Below are 14,221 nucleotides of genomic sequence, written 5' to 3'. Positions count from 1 at the left end.
AAACCATGAGCAATGAACCGATCAAGTTCGCCTACTGGGTCCCTAACGTGTCGGGTGGCCTGGTGATCAGCCAAATCCCTCAGCGCACCAGTTGGGATGCAAACTATAACCGCAAGCTGGCGCAAATTGCCGAGCGCGCCGGGTTTGACTATGCCCTGACGCAGATCCGCTTTACCGCCGGCTATGGCGCGGATAATCAACATGAGTCGGTGACATTTTCACAGGACTTGCTGGGAGCGACGGAGAAGCTCAAGGTCATCGCCGCCCTGTTGCCGGGCCCATGGAATCCAACCCTCGCCGCCAAACAGATTGCCACCATCAGCCATCTGTCCAACGCGCGTATTGCGGTCAATATCGTCAGCGGTTGGTTCCGGGGCGAGTTCAAAGCCATTGGCGAACCCTGGCTGGATCACGAGGAGCGCTATCTGCGTTCGGAAGAGTTCATTCGCTGCCTGCAGGGCATCTGGCAGCAGGACAGCTTCACCTTTGCCGGTGATTTTTACCGCTTCCGCGACTATTCGCTGAAGCCGAAACCGCTGGATCCACAACCGGAGATTTTCCAGGGAGGCAGTTCAAGAGCCGCGCGGGATATGGCCGCGCGAGTGTCCGACTGGTACTTCACCAACGGCAACACCCCGGAAGGTATCCGTCAGCAGGTTGAAGATATCCAGCTAAAAGCCGCCGAAAATCAGCACAAGGTCAAGATCGGCGTCAATGGCTTCGTCATTGCCCGCCAAACGGAGCAGGAAGCGCAAAGCGTACTGCGTGATATCCTGGACAATGCGAATCCGGATGCGGTGAAAGGGTTCCAGTCTGAGGTGAAAAATGCCGGTAGCGCCTCCCCTGAGGGGGAAGGTAACTGGGCGAAATCGACGCTGGAGGATTTGGTGCAATATAACGATGGCTTCAAAACCAACCTGATTGGCACCCCGCAGCAGATAGCGGAGCGGATCGTCGAACTCAAACAAGCCGGCGTGGATCTGATGCTGCTGGGCTTCCTGCATTTTCAGGAAGAGGTGGAGTACTTTGGCCGCGAAGTGATCCCGCGGGTTCGCAAGCTGGAACGCCAACAGCAACCGGTGTTAAGTCATGGCTGATCGGCAGATTGTCATCATTGGCGGCGGCTTTAGCGGTACCGCGCTGGCTATTCATCTGGCGCGGTTGGGCCAATCCGGCCTGAAGGTGATCGTTATCGAGCCTCGTGCGCAGTTGGCTCAGGGCGTGGCTTATGGCACGGTCGACCCGGCGCATCGCATAAACGTCCCTGCCGCACGTATGCAGCTTTCCGCCGCCGAAGAAGGTGACTTCGACCGCTGGCTGAGGGCGGAGGGAGGCCTCAAACAGGATGACAAAGCGCTCTGGAGTGATGGCAGCCTTTATCCGCAACGGGGACGGTTCGCCGCCTATATCGTCGACAAGCTGGCCGCTGCGCTGGAAATATCGCCGGTACAGGTCACCCATGTTCAGGATTATGCCGTGGCGCTGCAAAATGCAGAGGTGCTGACGGCCTCCGGGGATAGATATCGCGCGGATGAGGTGGTGCTGGCCATCAGCCACCCTCCCCCTGACGTACCGAGACAACTACAGCAGGTGCCGCAAGATCATCCAGGCCTGATCGCCAACCCGTGGCGGACAGATGCGTTAATCGGGGTGGAGAAGAGTGCGCGGGTGGCTATCATCGGTTCCGGGTTAACCATGTCTGACGTGGTGGCATCGCTTGAGCGCCAGGGGCATCGTGGGCCGATCCTGGCATTCTCGCGCCGCGGCCTGCTGCCCCGGCCAAATCTGACCGGTGAGTCGCCGCCTCGCCAGCTTGATTATCTGCGTCCACAGGCGGACAGCGCCCGCGCCTGGCTGCGGCGAGTCCGACAGGAAGTAGCGCTGGCCGCCAAGGAAGGCCTGCCCTGGCAAGGGGTACTGGATGACATACGGCTGAACGGGCAGCAGATTTGGCAACGTCTTTCGCTGAAAGAACAGCGGCGCTTTCTACGCCATCTGCGTCCATGGTGGGACGTGCACCGTTACCGCATTGCGCCGCAGGTCAGCGAGGTTTTGTCCCTGCTACAGCAAAATGGGCGCCTTAAGGTGCTGGCCGCCAGCCTTAAGCAGGTTGAGGTAGACAAAGAAACGCTCATTCTGACGGTGAAGGCACGCGGTAAAGCCGTCACGGAAACTCTGCGGGTGGATAAACTGATTGTCACAACTGGCCCGGCGCACGGTGCGTTGCTCAACAGCGATGCGCTGCTGAAGCAGCTCGCAGCGGAAGGGGCTATCCAGCCCGATCCGCTGGCGCTGGGAATTTGGGTCGATGACCACTCGCGAGCGATTGATCGCCAGGGAAAAAGTAACGATCGTCTCTACGTGGCAGGCCCCGCCGCTCGCGGACGCTTCGGTGAACTGATGGGGTTGCCGCAGGTGGCGCAACACGCAGAATCGCTGGCGCAGCAATTGCTCTGTGGTTCACCAATCCCCCCTGTGGGCTGAAGCCGTTGACAAAGTGCTCTGTTGTTTAATGGTAGAGGCGCTGCATGCTGCGCCCAATAGCATAATCAATGAATTAAATCGGGTCGAACATGTTCGCCCCCTACCGGTTTAGCCTTTTCGAGCGTTTGTCAGCAGTCCGAGCCCTGTTTGGGTTTGGCTGCACCGCCATTAAAATAGAAACATGATTAATAATTACCGGGAAAAATAAATACGCTCCGTTACAAAATCTTAAGCTATTTTCCCTCGAGGTATCGCTATTACTTTACTGCCGGGCTTTGGATAATAGGTCTCAGGCCAGTTCATGTTATCTGTATGTTTCAACTAAAAACGAAAAGTTAAAAACAAAGATAATATGGTCCTCAAATCCCGCTCCCAATTAATCACTAAAGTTTTATCGTAATCTGCCGAAAACACACAGCACTTCTCGCGGCAAAATAGTGTTATTTGCCGCACTGGCACCTCACTGAAATCTCAGGTTGTACTATGTTTGAACGATTAAAAATCTCCCACGGGCTAATGGGGATTTTAACCCTATTCTGTATTATTCAGATATTCTCCGGCGCATGGAGCATTCTGGATGCCTCAGGCACCAATAACCGCATTACACAAATCTCCTCCGGCTTTAATCAAATCATGGCAATGGATAATGCCTACGCTTCCGTTACCGAGATCCGTGAAGACGTGCTGAAAGATGCCTTGATGCTCAGCACGCAGCCACAAAATCACAATGCAAAAAAATCTCTGGGCGAACTTCGCCAGCGCCTCACTGAAGTTGATAAATTGATGGAAGAATTTTATCAACTGTCACTGAATGATCAGGATGAACAAGCGCGGACCAAGAACGTCAAGAATCTGTATGAAAAAGCACGCGGCGACCTGCTTAAATTAATTATCAGCCTGGAAGATGGCGATATCTCCCGTTTCCAAACAATTATGCACAATAGCTCAGCCACGCATTTCATGTCTGCGCTTGATGAGACCTCAGCCTACGTTGCCAACGATATTATTACTCCAGCGGGTATTGCGGCACAGGACAGTTACCATAAAATGGTGCCTTTATCGTTGACGTTTATTTTCATCTTTATTCTGCTCACCGGCGTGGTACTGGTCTGGATCAGAAAATATGTGATCAACAAAATCAATCAGATTATCGACTATCAAGCTGAAATTGCACACGGAAATTTGGCGATAGAAATTAATGCCAGTGGGAATAATGAAATTGGCAAGCTGATGCAAGGCCTCGTCAATATGCGTGATGAGCTGGCGAATACCGTCAGCGCCGTCCGTGCAGGCACGCAAAATATTTATACCGGCGTGCAGGAAATTGCCGCGGGTAACAACGACCTCTCAAGCCGCACGGAAGAACAGGCAAGTTCACTGGAAGAAACGGCGGCCAGCATGGAGCAGCTTTCTGCTACGGTGAAAAACAACGCAGAGAGCGCCGGCGCTGCCACTTCGTTGGTGAAAAGCGCTTCGCAAAGTGCCATCAACGGCGGCGAGATTACTCGCAAAATGGTGGTCACCATGAGCGATATCGCCGACAGCTCACGCAAAATTGGTGATATCACCAGCGTCATTGACGGTATCGCTTTCCAAACCAATATTTTGGCCCTGAATGCGGCAGTGGAAGCGGCGCGTGCAGGTGAACAAGGCCGTGGCTTTGCCGTGGTCGCCGGTGAAGTGCGCAACCTTGCACAGCGCAGCGCTCAGGCAGCCAAAGAAATTAAAACGCTGATTGATACGTCGGTGCTGCGCGTCAGTCAGGGCAACGATCTGGTGGAGAACGTTAACGGGGCTATGACGGAGATTGTTACCGCCATCGGTCAGGTCACGGAAACCATGCAGGAGATCTCAAGCGCCTCAGAAGAGCAAAGCCGTGGGATTGCACAAATCGCGCAAGCCGTTAACGAAATGGATAAGGTGACCCAGCAGAATGCCGCGCTGGTTGAACAATCGGCTTCCGCCGCCAGTGCACTGGAAGATCAGGCCAATCACTTGAACCAAACCGTCGCCGTTTTCAAACTATCCACGTCCGCGCCCGCCGCGATTAATGTCCGCCCGCAGGTTATTACCGCAGCGAAAGGACCAGCGCTTGCCGATGATGACGCGGAGAATTGGAGCCGTTTTTGAGACGCTAAATAAGAATTAAGCTCGATTTTGGTTCATATCGCAGAAAGAACAACGCCAACAGGATGTTGGCGTTGAGAAGCGGTTTTCATCAATGGTGGCGTAACTTATGCGCCGCGCAGGCGTTGCGCCAAGCCTTTGAGGAAATAACGCAGCATCTGATCGCCGCACGGGCGGAAGTTTTTGGTGCCTTCTTTGCGGAACAGCGCACTTAGCTCCGGCTTGGAAATGCGGAAATCTACGGCGGTGAAAATCTGATGCATGTCGGTATCTTTCAACTCAAACGCCACGCGCAGCTTTTTCAACACCAGGTTATTGGTGATCGGCAGTTCCACTTCCGGCGCCGGGAACTTGTCGTCCTTGCCGCGTTTGAAAAACACCAGACCGTTCAGGAAGTGAGCCATCACTTCGTCCGGGCACTTCTCGAAACCTGGCTCACCTTCTTTGATGACGTAAGCACCCATTGCCGAGACCGCAACATCGAAATTATCCAGCTTGATAATCTCGACCATTTTCGCGTCGTTAATACTCAGCATGTAGCGCACGCTGCGCAGCACGTCATTGTTGATCATAGAATTGCCTTTAGCTTGTAAACCGGAAGGCGTGCTCGCGTTGTTAAATCAAATAAGTGCCGCACACCTTGAATATGTGCGGCAGTATAAGGATCAGTGCAGGGTTTCTCAATCGATTTGGCTTTTGGGTTATCAAACCGGCACCATATATATACCCTAAATAATTGGAGTTGCATCAAGGCGGCAAGGGAGCGCATCCCGATGAGCTTACTGTAGTAAGTGATTCGGGTAAGTGAGCGCAGCCAACACAGAGGCAGCTTCAAGTATGACGGGTATAGGTTATTCAGCCATCCGCTCCAACCCCACCGGCGTGAGGCAATAGCTCTGCTGCTTACCCTTTTCAGCCAGCCGGACATGCTGCATCTCGTTGGTGATAATCAGGCGGTTATCCGGTTCCTCATGACGCAGTTGGATCACCTCGCCGCCGTAGCCGGAAATTGGCAACACGACCGAACGAGCCTGTTGCTCCTGGTTACCCACCACCTCATCGCTATACAGCACGTTACCTTCCGCATCCGTGTAGCTAACGGCCGCATAAACATCCGTGAAGTAATGATGTGCAATCCCTGCCCCAATCGACAGGGTGAAAGTTTTCTTCACCAAATCGACCGTACCGGTCAGGAACTGACGATCGCCAATGCCTTTGCCGGCAATGGTAAAGACATTGCCCAGGTGATCTCCCGGCCGGGTATTGTGAACCGGAATGCAGTCCTGATAGCTTGCCGATAACTGCTCGCGCTGCGGGCTGTCGAAGGTATTGATCGCCAGATAGATATCGTCTTTAAACTCACTGAACGGCGCTAAATAGGCCTGACGGTATTCACGCAGACGCTGTACCGCTGCCTCAAGACGCACCAACAGAGCTGCCTGCGGATCTCCCGACAAGGTTTCGTTCTTCAATCCGTATTGGGTGATCGTCAATACGTTGGTTTTATTTTTATTATCAATGATATCCGGAGAGGCCGGTGCCACCCGTACGCGTCCCGGCTCCACATGATAGATTTCAATTTTGTCGCCGACGGCAAGAGGCAACTCATCATGGCTCAGGCTCGCGGCGGTACCCTGGATATCCTTGCTGAAGATCACCGCATCTTGTGCATTGCGCAGGGTGATTTTGGCATAGGTCTCTCCGGGGAAGTAAGAGTGCGGTTCCTTGCTGGTAACGTCAATCACCACTTTGCCCCTGCCGCGATCGGCCACAACCGTGGCGAAAACGGCATCACTCAGCCCCAACAGGTTAATTTCTTGCGTAGCGATCGGCGACGCAACTTTTTTAACCAAACCGAGCTTCAGCGCGTTATCGCCCTGTTTCAGCACCAGGTAACCCTGGGCCAACTGATACTTCCGGTCTTTGCCGGTAGGCAGCCGCAGGGTATAAACGCCAATCGGTAGCTCTTTCAGCACCAGGGTTGGGCTGTCGATCCGCATTTTGCGAACGTAACGGGCCCCTTCCAGCAGGATCAGATCTTCGCCGTAAATCTGGGTGAAATCGTCAATGTCAAAGCTCAGGGTAACGTTGCCTTTCAGACCGGTAGCCTTCAACTGGGCGGAATCCACCAGACGCAGGGTGGAGTCCAGCTTCAACTGCGTTTTCACCGCATCAAGATCCTGCGCGGCAACCAATTGATAGAGAGGATAAACCGCTTTCGCATGGCTAAAGACATTACGCTTCTGCTGGGCCGGTGTGACGTAGCCGCCGACCAGTTGGATAAATGGCGTAACGTCAATCTGCTCGCCGGAGACCGCAAAGCTTTCGCTGAGCATATCCAGCAGCGCATGTTCGGAAGGAACAAAGCCTGGGGTGTTGCAACTTTTACGGTATTGCTGATTAAAGTGGGTGAAGGCATTTTTGCCCGCCTTATCCACCATCAGAACCGCAAAGTAGAGTTTCGAGCGCAGGTCCCATTGATTAAGCGGAGTAGCTTTGGCGATAAAATCAACAATAACCTTCTCCACGCCGGCCATATCGCCATGCGCATACAACCAGCCTTCTTGATATTTGCGCGCCCCCAGCATCACGTCCTGATAACAGGCAGCATAGATATTGTTCCACATCTCACCGGTGGCGAAGTATTTATCGCCCATAAAATGGCCCTGATAACCATGGGCAATTTCATGCAGGCTTCCCCAGTTATTGTCTTTCGGGGTTAGCCAGAAACTGCTGACCGAATTACTGGTTTCCGCCGTCCAACGACCACCGTAATAAGCAGCGCCGGCGCCATTTTTATCGGCCTTAATAAAGTAGCGGTTTTTAATATTAAGATCCGAAGCATTCTCAGCCTCGAATGACACCCCCGCCAGCGCATTATAAAAAGTGAAAATGCGATCGTAATAGGCGATCAGGCCGTCGATGTTTTTAGCTTCGCCCAGCGCCTTCAGCTCTTTTTTGCTGATTTTTGGCACCAGCAGCGCCGCGTAGTCGGACTCGACAAGTGCAAATTCCGCATCCTGATTATCCCAGCGGGCGAAGAACGCCGTTTCGTTTTCGCCTTTACGGCAGACCGGCAAGATTTTCGACGTGTCCGGGTACTCAACCTCCACGACGGGCGCCCCAGCCGCATATGGCGTGTCGATAAACGGCACGGATACGGCCTTCACGCTGGCCTCAACCCAGCTGCTGCCGATAGTGAATTCGGCCTCGGTTTTGCTGTCGTCGTTCAGCAAGCGCAGCTTCAGCTTGCCGCTAAAGGCCGCATTGGTCTGGCGAACGCGCACCACTTGGCCGGCGGCGAGAATAATCCCCAGATGTTGACGATCGTGGTCAATCCCTTTGCTCATGCCCGCAGCATCTAACCAAACGGGTCGCGTCAAAGTATAAAGTGATTTTGATTTAGTGATAGTTGGCATCCTGCATTCCTCAAGGTTATTTTGTCCTCTAACAGACCTGGATAAAATAATTAAGAATGCACTTACGCACTAATAGATAGCGATTACTGAAGTACCACACAACACATAGAACAGCGAGGAGGATAAATCCCATAAAATAACAAGGCGCAACGGTGACATTGCGCCTTAATCATAATTACCTGGCTATTTATACGCTGCGTTAATCTTGTAAGTGGATAACGCAGCATCAGAAGCCAAATATGTCCAACCGCCAGTGAAATAGTGTCGGGGCTTAATCGATTTGGCTTTTCTGCTGATACAACGGAATGTCTTCGCCGATGATGTATTTATTACGCAGGATCGACGACACCTTATCCATAATCATCACCACCACCACCAGGATCAGCGTGATAAACATCACGACGTCCCAATTCCACAGCCGCATGTTTTCCGCATACACCAACCCTATGCCGCCGGCCCCCACAAAGCCCAGCACTGCCGCCGAGCGGGTGTTGGATTCAATCTGGTAAAGGCTTAACGCCAGAAAGGTCGGGAACGACTGGGTGAAGATACCGTAACGGTGCTTTTGCAGGCCGTTGGCCCCCACCGCCGTCAGACCACGACTCGGGGATTTATCGACCGCCTCATGCCCTTCCGCATAGAGTTTTCCGAGCAGACCAACGTCCTGCATCACGATCGCCAGCACCCCGGCCAGCGGCCCCATACCAACCGCGCGGACAAAAATAAGCCCCCAGATCGCCATATCGATGCCACGAAAAATATCTAAAAACCGCCGCACCACCACCGATATGGGTCGCAACAGCGGCGTTGACATCACGTTGCGCGCTGCGAAGAACGACAGCGGCAAGGCGATCAGCGAAGCGGTAATGGTCCCGGCGAACACGATGCCGATGGTGATGAAAATCTGCTGGAAATAGTACATGAACGGCCAGTTGACGAAATCATGCCAGACGAACATGCGCATAAAATAGCGGCCAAGCTGATGGCATCCGTTAACGAACTGCGGCCAGGAGATGCCGAAAAACTGGAAGAAGAACAGGTAATACAGCGCGATCGCTACCGCGATGATGCCGACGGTGCGCAGGTAGCGACGCTGCTGCGAGAATATTTCCGGATGCTGCTGCTTGAGCGCCTGCATTCCTTCCGCCGTGAGCGTTGGTGCTGTGATCATTTTTTCCCCTCCACGACCCGTTTGCGCAGTTCGCCCGAGGCATAGTCCAGCAGCGAAACCACCAGAATAATCAGCAGCAGCGTCATGCTGACCTGGTCATAGCGATCGAGTTTGATATTGGTCATCAGCTCTTGGCCGATGCCGCCCGCCCCCACCAGCCCCAAAATGGTCGACTGACGGAAGTTGATTTCCAGGCGCATAAAGCTGTACGACAAGAAGACCGGTTTTACCTGCGGCCAAAGGCCAAACCGCATGCGCTGCAGCGGCGTCGCGCCACAGGCCGCCAACCCACGCACCGGCTTGTTGGACGCGGTTTCGATCGATTCATAAAACAGTTTGGTCAGGCTGCCGATGGTGTGCAGCGCCAGGGCTAAAAAGCCCGGAATGGCACCGATGCCAAACGCCATCACGAACATGACCGCCCAGGCCAGCTCCGGCATGGTGCGCAAAAACGCCACCAGCGTTCGGATTGCCAGCCGCAACGACGCCGGGCTGTGGGTATTATTGGCCGCCAGGAATGCCAGTGCCCCCGCCACCAGTACCGAAAGAATGGTGGCCGCCAGCGCCAGCTGCAGCGTTTCCCAAATCAGCGGCAGTTGGATATTCAACCGATAACCCCAGTAGGCCAAAGAGCCTTCGGTGCGGCCATCGGCGAACAGCAGATTCCAATGCAGGGTGGGGATGGTTTCCGCCAGATAATCAAAGAAGTGAGGAATGGAGACCCACACGGTGTGCAGGTTGAACTCGGCGATGCTGCCGGCGCCCAGGTAGAGCGCCACCAGACCGAGCGACCAAAACAGCGTCTCGCGCTTTTGCTTGCTGCGGATCTGTTGGTAGTAGTGCGCAAAATCTGTATTCAAAATAGGTTTCCGACGTGAGGAATTCAGCGGGGCTCGGCCAGGCCGAGCCCCGTCAGCATTAACGGTCGCCTTTGGTCAGCTCACGTTTCATGTCGATGATGTTCTGGTATTCCGCCAGAGTGGTGTCACCGATGTGCTGTTTACCGCCCATGGCCTTGATGAAGCACTGGTGATCGTCCTTATCCAGCTTCTTAATGGCCGTCACGACCTTGGCTTTGAAATCAGCCGGCAGCGAGTTGCTCACCAGGATTGGGCCATTCGGGATCAGCGGCGACTGCCAGATAATGCGCAGCTGTTTCATCAGATCGGGATGGTCCATACGGATCATGCGGTTGAACGCGCCGCTGGTATAGCCGGTGTTGTAGTCGCCGATCATCGACGCCCAGGTCACCGCGCCTTCGAACTGGCCGTTCAGCACGCCAAGGATGTCCTGCTCATGGCCGCCGGAGAAGGTGACGCTAGAGAAGGCGTTGTTATATTTATTGTCTACCGTGCCGCCGAACAGTTTCTTGAACTCCTGGTTCGGGATCAGGAAACCGGAAGTGGAATCCGGATCGGCGAAGCCAATGGCCTTGCCCTTCAGATCTTCCAGCTTTTTATACGGGCTACCGGCTTTAACCACTACCACGGAGTGGTAACCGCGAGATTGGTCTACGTCGTCAATCGCGATGCCGACGATATCTACCGCTTTCGGATCCTTGATATAGACCGAGGCAAACGACGACGGTGACATGCTCAGCACCAGATCGATTTTGCCGCCCAGCAGGCCCTGGATCACGCCAGAATAGTCAGAGGAGTTGCGCAGCTTGGTGTCCACGTTCAGTTCCTTGTCCAGGAACTGCTTCACGCACTGGTTGTCGCCGATTTGCTGGGTGGCGTTCTGTCCGCCAAGAATGCCCAGATTCAGTTCTTTAGGTGCATCCGCTGCGGCAGCATTAAATACCATCATCGCGCCGGCCATCACTGTGGTCAGACTCAATACTTTTTTCATTACAATGCCTTGTGTGTGTAAAGGTAAAAGTGAAGATAAAGGTTCTGGTGGTTAATGGATCTGATTGGCTTCCTCGCCGTACAGCTGGTGCAGTATCCGTTCGTTCAATTGCGAAGGGTGGCCGTCAAACACGATCTTGCCCTGTGCAATGCCGATCACCCGGGTGCAATACTCTTTTACCAACTCGACCGAGTGCAGGTTCACCATCACTGCGATGTCGTTTTCGCTGACTTTTTGCAGCGCATCCATAATGCGACGGGTATTTTTCGGATCGAGCGACGCCACCGGCTCATCGGCCAGCAGGATTTTGGGGTTTTGCATCAGCGCGCGGCAGATCGCCACTCGCTGCATTTGACCGCCTGACAGGTTTTCGGCGCGCTGCAGGGCATGCGGCAGCATATTGAGCCATTGCAACAGCTCGATAGCACGGGCGCGGTCGGTATCGTCAAACAGTTTGAAGAAGGATTTCAGGGTCGAGGTGTGGCTCAGTCGCCCCAACAGCACGTTGGTCATCACGTCCAGCCGTGGCACCAGGCAGAAGTCCTGGAAGATCATGCCGCAGCGGGCACGCCATTGCCGCATCTGACGAGGGGAAAGCTGCGCGATATCCTGAGCTACGCCGTCATCCTCAAAGTGCAGCATCTCGCCACAGCTCGAAGGAATGGTGCCGTTCAGGGTATGCAGCAAGGTGGATTTGCCGGCGCCGGAACGCCCGATCACCGCCACGAATTCACCGACGTGCAGATCGAAGTTGATGTCATCCAGCACGCGATGCTGAGATTTATACGCTTTTCCCAAACCTTTAACCGATAACACTTTTTGTAGTTGAACCGGTTGCTGCCCTGGAAAATCGGTTGGTGCCAGTTTTAACAGTGCCTGAGCCATATGATTTCTCTGGTTTCAGTGACTAATCATTATGGGCACCTATTAACGGATAAGTTTATGACAACGGGATGATGCTTTTATGGCCGGGAAATGACGCGTGCCATCATTTCCCGCTGGGGCTTATTGAAAGTGAATGACACCCTTAATTAACTGCTTGTTGTTGATCACCTGCGCTTCGTAATGCTCCGCCAGGGTATCGAAATCAAAATGGTGTGAAAGCATCATCTGCGCGGTGATTTTCCCTGCCGCCATCAGCCGCCCCACCTTGGCAAAGTCTTCGCCGGTCGCGTTGCGGCTGCCCATCAGGGTAGTTTCCTTTTTATGGAACTCCGGATCGGAGAACTGCAGGTCGCCCTTAAACAAGCCGACAAACACGATGCTGCCGCCGTGGCGAATCAGATCGACGGCGTGGTTCATCGCCTGCGGGTTGCCGGTGGCGTCAATCACCTTGGCGGCCAATTTGCCGTCGAACTGGCCGCGCAGCGCCGCATCAAAGCGTTCATCCTGCGGATCAAGCGTTGGTAACTGCAACACCTGCTCGACGTGCCGCCGACGCTCGGCGCTGGTATCCGCCACCACCACCTGCGCGCCATCGGCTTTGGCGATCGCCGCGACGCCCAGCCCGATAGGCCCGGCGCCCACCACCAGCAGCTGATCGTCCGCCGCAATCCCGGCACGACGCACCGCATGAGCGCTGATGGCAAAGGGCTCAATCAGCGCCGCCGCTTCAGGAGCCACATCGTCTACCGCCAGCAGGTTGCCGATCGGCACGCTGAGGTATTCGCAAAAACCGCCATCCTGATGAACACCCATCACCGAAATATTCTCGCAGCAGTTGGTTTTGCCGCTTTGGCAGGCGCCACAGCGGTGGCAAGAAATATACGGCATTACCGCCACCCGCTGGCCCACCTGCCAGTCAGTGGTGTTATTGCCGACGCTGACAATTTCACCGCATATTTCATGGCCCAATACGCGTGGATAACTGAAGAAAGGCTGATGACCGGACCAGGCATGAATATCCGTGCCGCAAATGCCGACGGTGATTATTTTGATCACCACTTCCTGCGCGGCAGGAAAAGGCACCGGACGCCGCTGATAAACTAATTTTGTCGGCTGCTCACACACTAAGGTTTTCATTGTTGTCATCGTTTTTCCTCCACTAATGATGAGGAGGTTATTAAATAAAAACCGGAGCGCCGCCGATATGTTCAGACAAATCTGTGAGGTATCGCTAAATAAACCGATTTAAATTGGTTTTAAATGCATAAAAAACACCTGAGGCACAGCATGAGCAGAACCCAAAACCTGCGGCAAAACGTGGTAAACCAGATGATCGACAGCATCAATAACGGCCACCTGCGCTCGCCGCTGCCGTCTCAGGCCGCCCTGGCCGAGATGTACAATATCAGCCGCACCACCGTGCGCCATACGCTGACGCACTTGTCCCAGTGTGGCGTGCTGGAAAAAGTCGGCGATGACTACGTTATTTTACGCCGGGCACTGCCGCAAGATGGCTTCGACTGCCAGAGCCTTTCTCTTGATGAACAGGGGAAAAAGTTTGAAAAGGCGTTCTACCAAATGATCAACCAAAAGCAGCTGCGTGCCGGCGATACCTTCAGCGAACTGCAGCTGTCGCGTGCGGTCAACGTGAGCCCGGTGGTGGTGCGGGAGTTTCTGCTGCACTTCAGCCGTTACAACCTGATCGACAGCGTCCGGCGCGGTCAGTGGAGCATGAAGAAATTTGATCAACGCTACGCCGAACAGCTGTTTGAATTGCGCCAGATGTTGGAAACGCACGCCCTTTCCCACTTTATCAATCTGCCGATGCACGACGAGCGCTGGCTGCAGGCCAAAGAGCTGCTGAGCCGTCACCGCCAACTGCGGGAAAACATCAGCGACAACTATCGCCTGTTTTCCCAATTGGATCGCGATTTCCACGGGCTGATCCTCTCCGCCGCCAACAACCCGTTCTTCAACCAGTCGCTGGAGATCATTTCCGTGATTTTCCATTTCCACTACCAGTGGGATGAAACCGATCTTAAACAGCGCAATATCGTCGCCATTGAAGAACACATGACCATTCTCAGCGCGTTGATCTGCCGTAACGATCAGGAAGCCATCAACGGCCTGCACCGCCATCTGGATACCGCCAAGCAGTCCATGATCCGCTCGATCAATCAGAGCATCGCCTGATTCGGGGTGGCGCTCTTTATTGATAAAAAACACCCCCACAGCATTTAAAACCGATAAAAAGCAGCAAAATATTGGCTGCTGCACGGAACCG

At 54.0% G+C, this 14,221-nt stretch carries 11 protein-coding genes; 4 read left to right on the top strand and 7 right to left on the bottom strand.

Features of this window, described 5'->3' with window-relative positions; genetic code table 11:
- The first annotated feature begins 5 nt into the window (after positions 1-5).
- The 3 genes from sfnG to AC1RKG_RS04560 all read left to right on the top strand — a co-directional run bounded on the left by sfnG (position 6) and on the right by AC1RKG_RS04560 (position 4,614).
- A complete protein-coding gene (gene sfnG, locus AC1RKG_RS04570; protein WP_493182205.1) occupies positions 6-1,097 on the top strand; it encodes a dimethylsulfone monooxygenase SfnG in 1,092 nt (363 codons plus the stop codon).
- Positions 1,090-2,484, top strand: a complete 1,395-nt coding sequence (locus AC1RKG_RS04565; RefSeq protein WP_493182204.1) for an FAD/NAD(P)-binding protein — start codon at positions 1,090-1,092, stop codon at positions 2,482-2,484. The genes sfnG and AC1RKG_RS04565 overlap by 8 nt, the downstream gene beginning before the upstream one ends.
- Positions 2,485-2,967: 483 nt before the next feature.
- Positions 2,968-4,614 (top strand): methyl-accepting chemotaxis protein, encoded by a 1,647-nt coding sequence (locus AC1RKG_RS04560; protein WP_493182202.1) that lies wholly within the window; start codon positions 2,968-2,970, stop codon positions 4,612-4,614.
- Between the two features lie 104 nt (positions 4,615-4,718).
- Here AC1RKG_RS04560 and AC1RKG_RS04555 read toward each other — a convergent pair whose 3' ends face one another.
- The 7 genes from AC1RKG_RS04555 to AC1RKG_RS04525 form a co-directional block, all read right to left on the bottom strand.
- Positions 4,719-5,183: a YehS family protein gene (locus AC1RKG_RS04555; protein ID WP_020825833.1), complete on the bottom strand. Its 465-nt coding sequence runs from the start codon at positions 5,181-5,183 to the stop codon at positions 4,719-4,721.
- A gap of 279 nt (positions 5,184-5,462) precedes the next feature.
- Entirely contained in the window at positions 5,463-7,961 is a 2,499-nt protein-coding gene (locus AC1RKG_RS04550; protein WP_493182200.1) for a putative mucin/carbohydrate-binding domain-containing protein, read from the bottom strand.
- Positions 7,962-8,301: 340 nt separating this feature from the next.
- A complete protein-coding gene (gene phnE, locus AC1RKG_RS04545) occupies positions 8,302-9,201 on the bottom strand; it encodes a phosphonate ABC transporter, permease protein PhnE (protein WP_041414326.1) in 900 nt (299 codons plus the stop codon).
- Positions 9,198-10,061 (bottom strand): phosphonate ABC transporter, permease protein PhnE, encoded by an 864-nt coding sequence (gene phnE / locus AC1RKG_RS04540; RefSeq protein ID WP_020825830.1) that lies wholly within the window; start codon positions 10,059-10,061, stop codon positions 9,198-9,200. Before phnE (AC1RKG_RS04540) ends, phnE (AC1RKG_RS04545) begins: the two co-directional genes overlap by 4 nt.
- A gap of 58 nt (positions 10,062-10,119) precedes the next feature.
- On the bottom strand, positions 10,120-11,052 hold the full coding sequence (gene phnD, locus AC1RKG_RS04535) for a phosphonate ABC transporter substrate-binding protein (protein WP_020825829.1): 933 nt from the start codon (positions 11,050-11,052) through the stop codon (positions 10,120-10,122).
- A gap of 51 nt (positions 11,053-11,103) precedes the next feature.
- Positions 11,104-11,937, bottom strand: coding sequence for a phosphonate ABC transporter ATP-binding protein (phnC, locus tag AC1RKG_RS04530; RefSeq protein WP_020825828.1), 834 nt, complete (start codon positions 11,935-11,937; stop codon positions 11,104-11,106).
- Between the two features lie 120 nt (positions 11,938-12,057).
- Entirely contained in the window at positions 12,058-13,083 is a 1,026-nt protein-coding gene (locus AC1RKG_RS04525) for a zinc-binding alcohol dehydrogenase family protein (RefSeq protein ID WP_493182198.1), read from the bottom strand.
- A 141-nt stretch (positions 13,084-13,224) separates the two neighbouring features.
- Between AC1RKG_RS04525 and AC1RKG_RS04520 the strand changes: the two genes are divergently transcribed.
- The gene (locus tag AC1RKG_RS04520; protein WP_493182196.1) at positions 13,225-14,130 is read left to right on the top strand and encodes a GntR family transcriptional regulator; all 906 of its coding nucleotides are present in this window, start codon (positions 13,225-13,227) and stop codon (positions 14,128-14,130) included.
- Positions 14,131-14,221 lie beyond the last annotated feature (91 nt).

The sequence above is a fragment of the Serratia sp. GW822-FHT06D09 genome (genome assembly GCF_058799515.1).
The sequence above is the reverse complement of the archived record's forward strand: the minus strand, read 5'-3'. Positions and strand labels throughout refer to the sequence as shown.

Bases quoted from the DNA above. Each gene is read 5' to 3' on its own strand.
- sfnG (WP_493182205.1), top strand. From the start codon at position 6: ATGAGCAATGAACCGATCAAGTTCGCCTACTGGGTCCCTAACGTGTCG.
- AC1RKG_RS04565 (WP_493182204.1), top strand. From the start codon at position 1,090: ATGGCTGATCGGCAGATTGTCATCATTGGCGGCGGCTTTAGCGGTACC.
- AC1RKG_RS04560 (WP_493182202.1), top strand. From the start codon at position 2,968: ATGTTTGAACGATTAAAAATCTCCCACGGGCTAATGGGGATTTTAACC.
- AC1RKG_RS04555 (WP_020825833.1), bottom strand. From the start codon at position 5,183: ATGATCAACAATGACGTGCTGCGCAGCGTGCGCTACATGCTGAGTATT.
- AC1RKG_RS04550 (WP_493182200.1), bottom strand. From the start codon at position 7,961: ATGAGCAAAGGGATTGACCACGATCGTCAACATCTGGGGATTATTCTC.
- phnE (WP_041414326.1), bottom strand. From the start codon at position 9,201: ATGATCACAGCACCAACGCTCACGGCGGAAGGAATGCAGGCGCTCAAG.
- phnD (WP_020825829.1), bottom strand. From the start codon at position 11,052: ATGAAAAAAGTATTGAGTCTGACCACAGTGATGGCCGGCGCGATGATG.
- phnC (WP_020825828.1), bottom strand. From the start codon at position 11,937: ATGGCTCAGGCACTGTTAAAACTGGCACCAACCGATTTTCCAGGGCAG.
- AC1RKG_RS04525 (WP_493182198.1), bottom strand. From the start codon at position 13,083: ATGACAACAATGAAAACCTTAGTGTGTGAGCAGCCGACAAAATTAGTT.
- AC1RKG_RS04520 (WP_493182196.1), top strand. From the start codon at position 13,225: ATGAGCAGAACCCAAAACCTGCGGCAAAACGTGGTAAACCAGATGATC.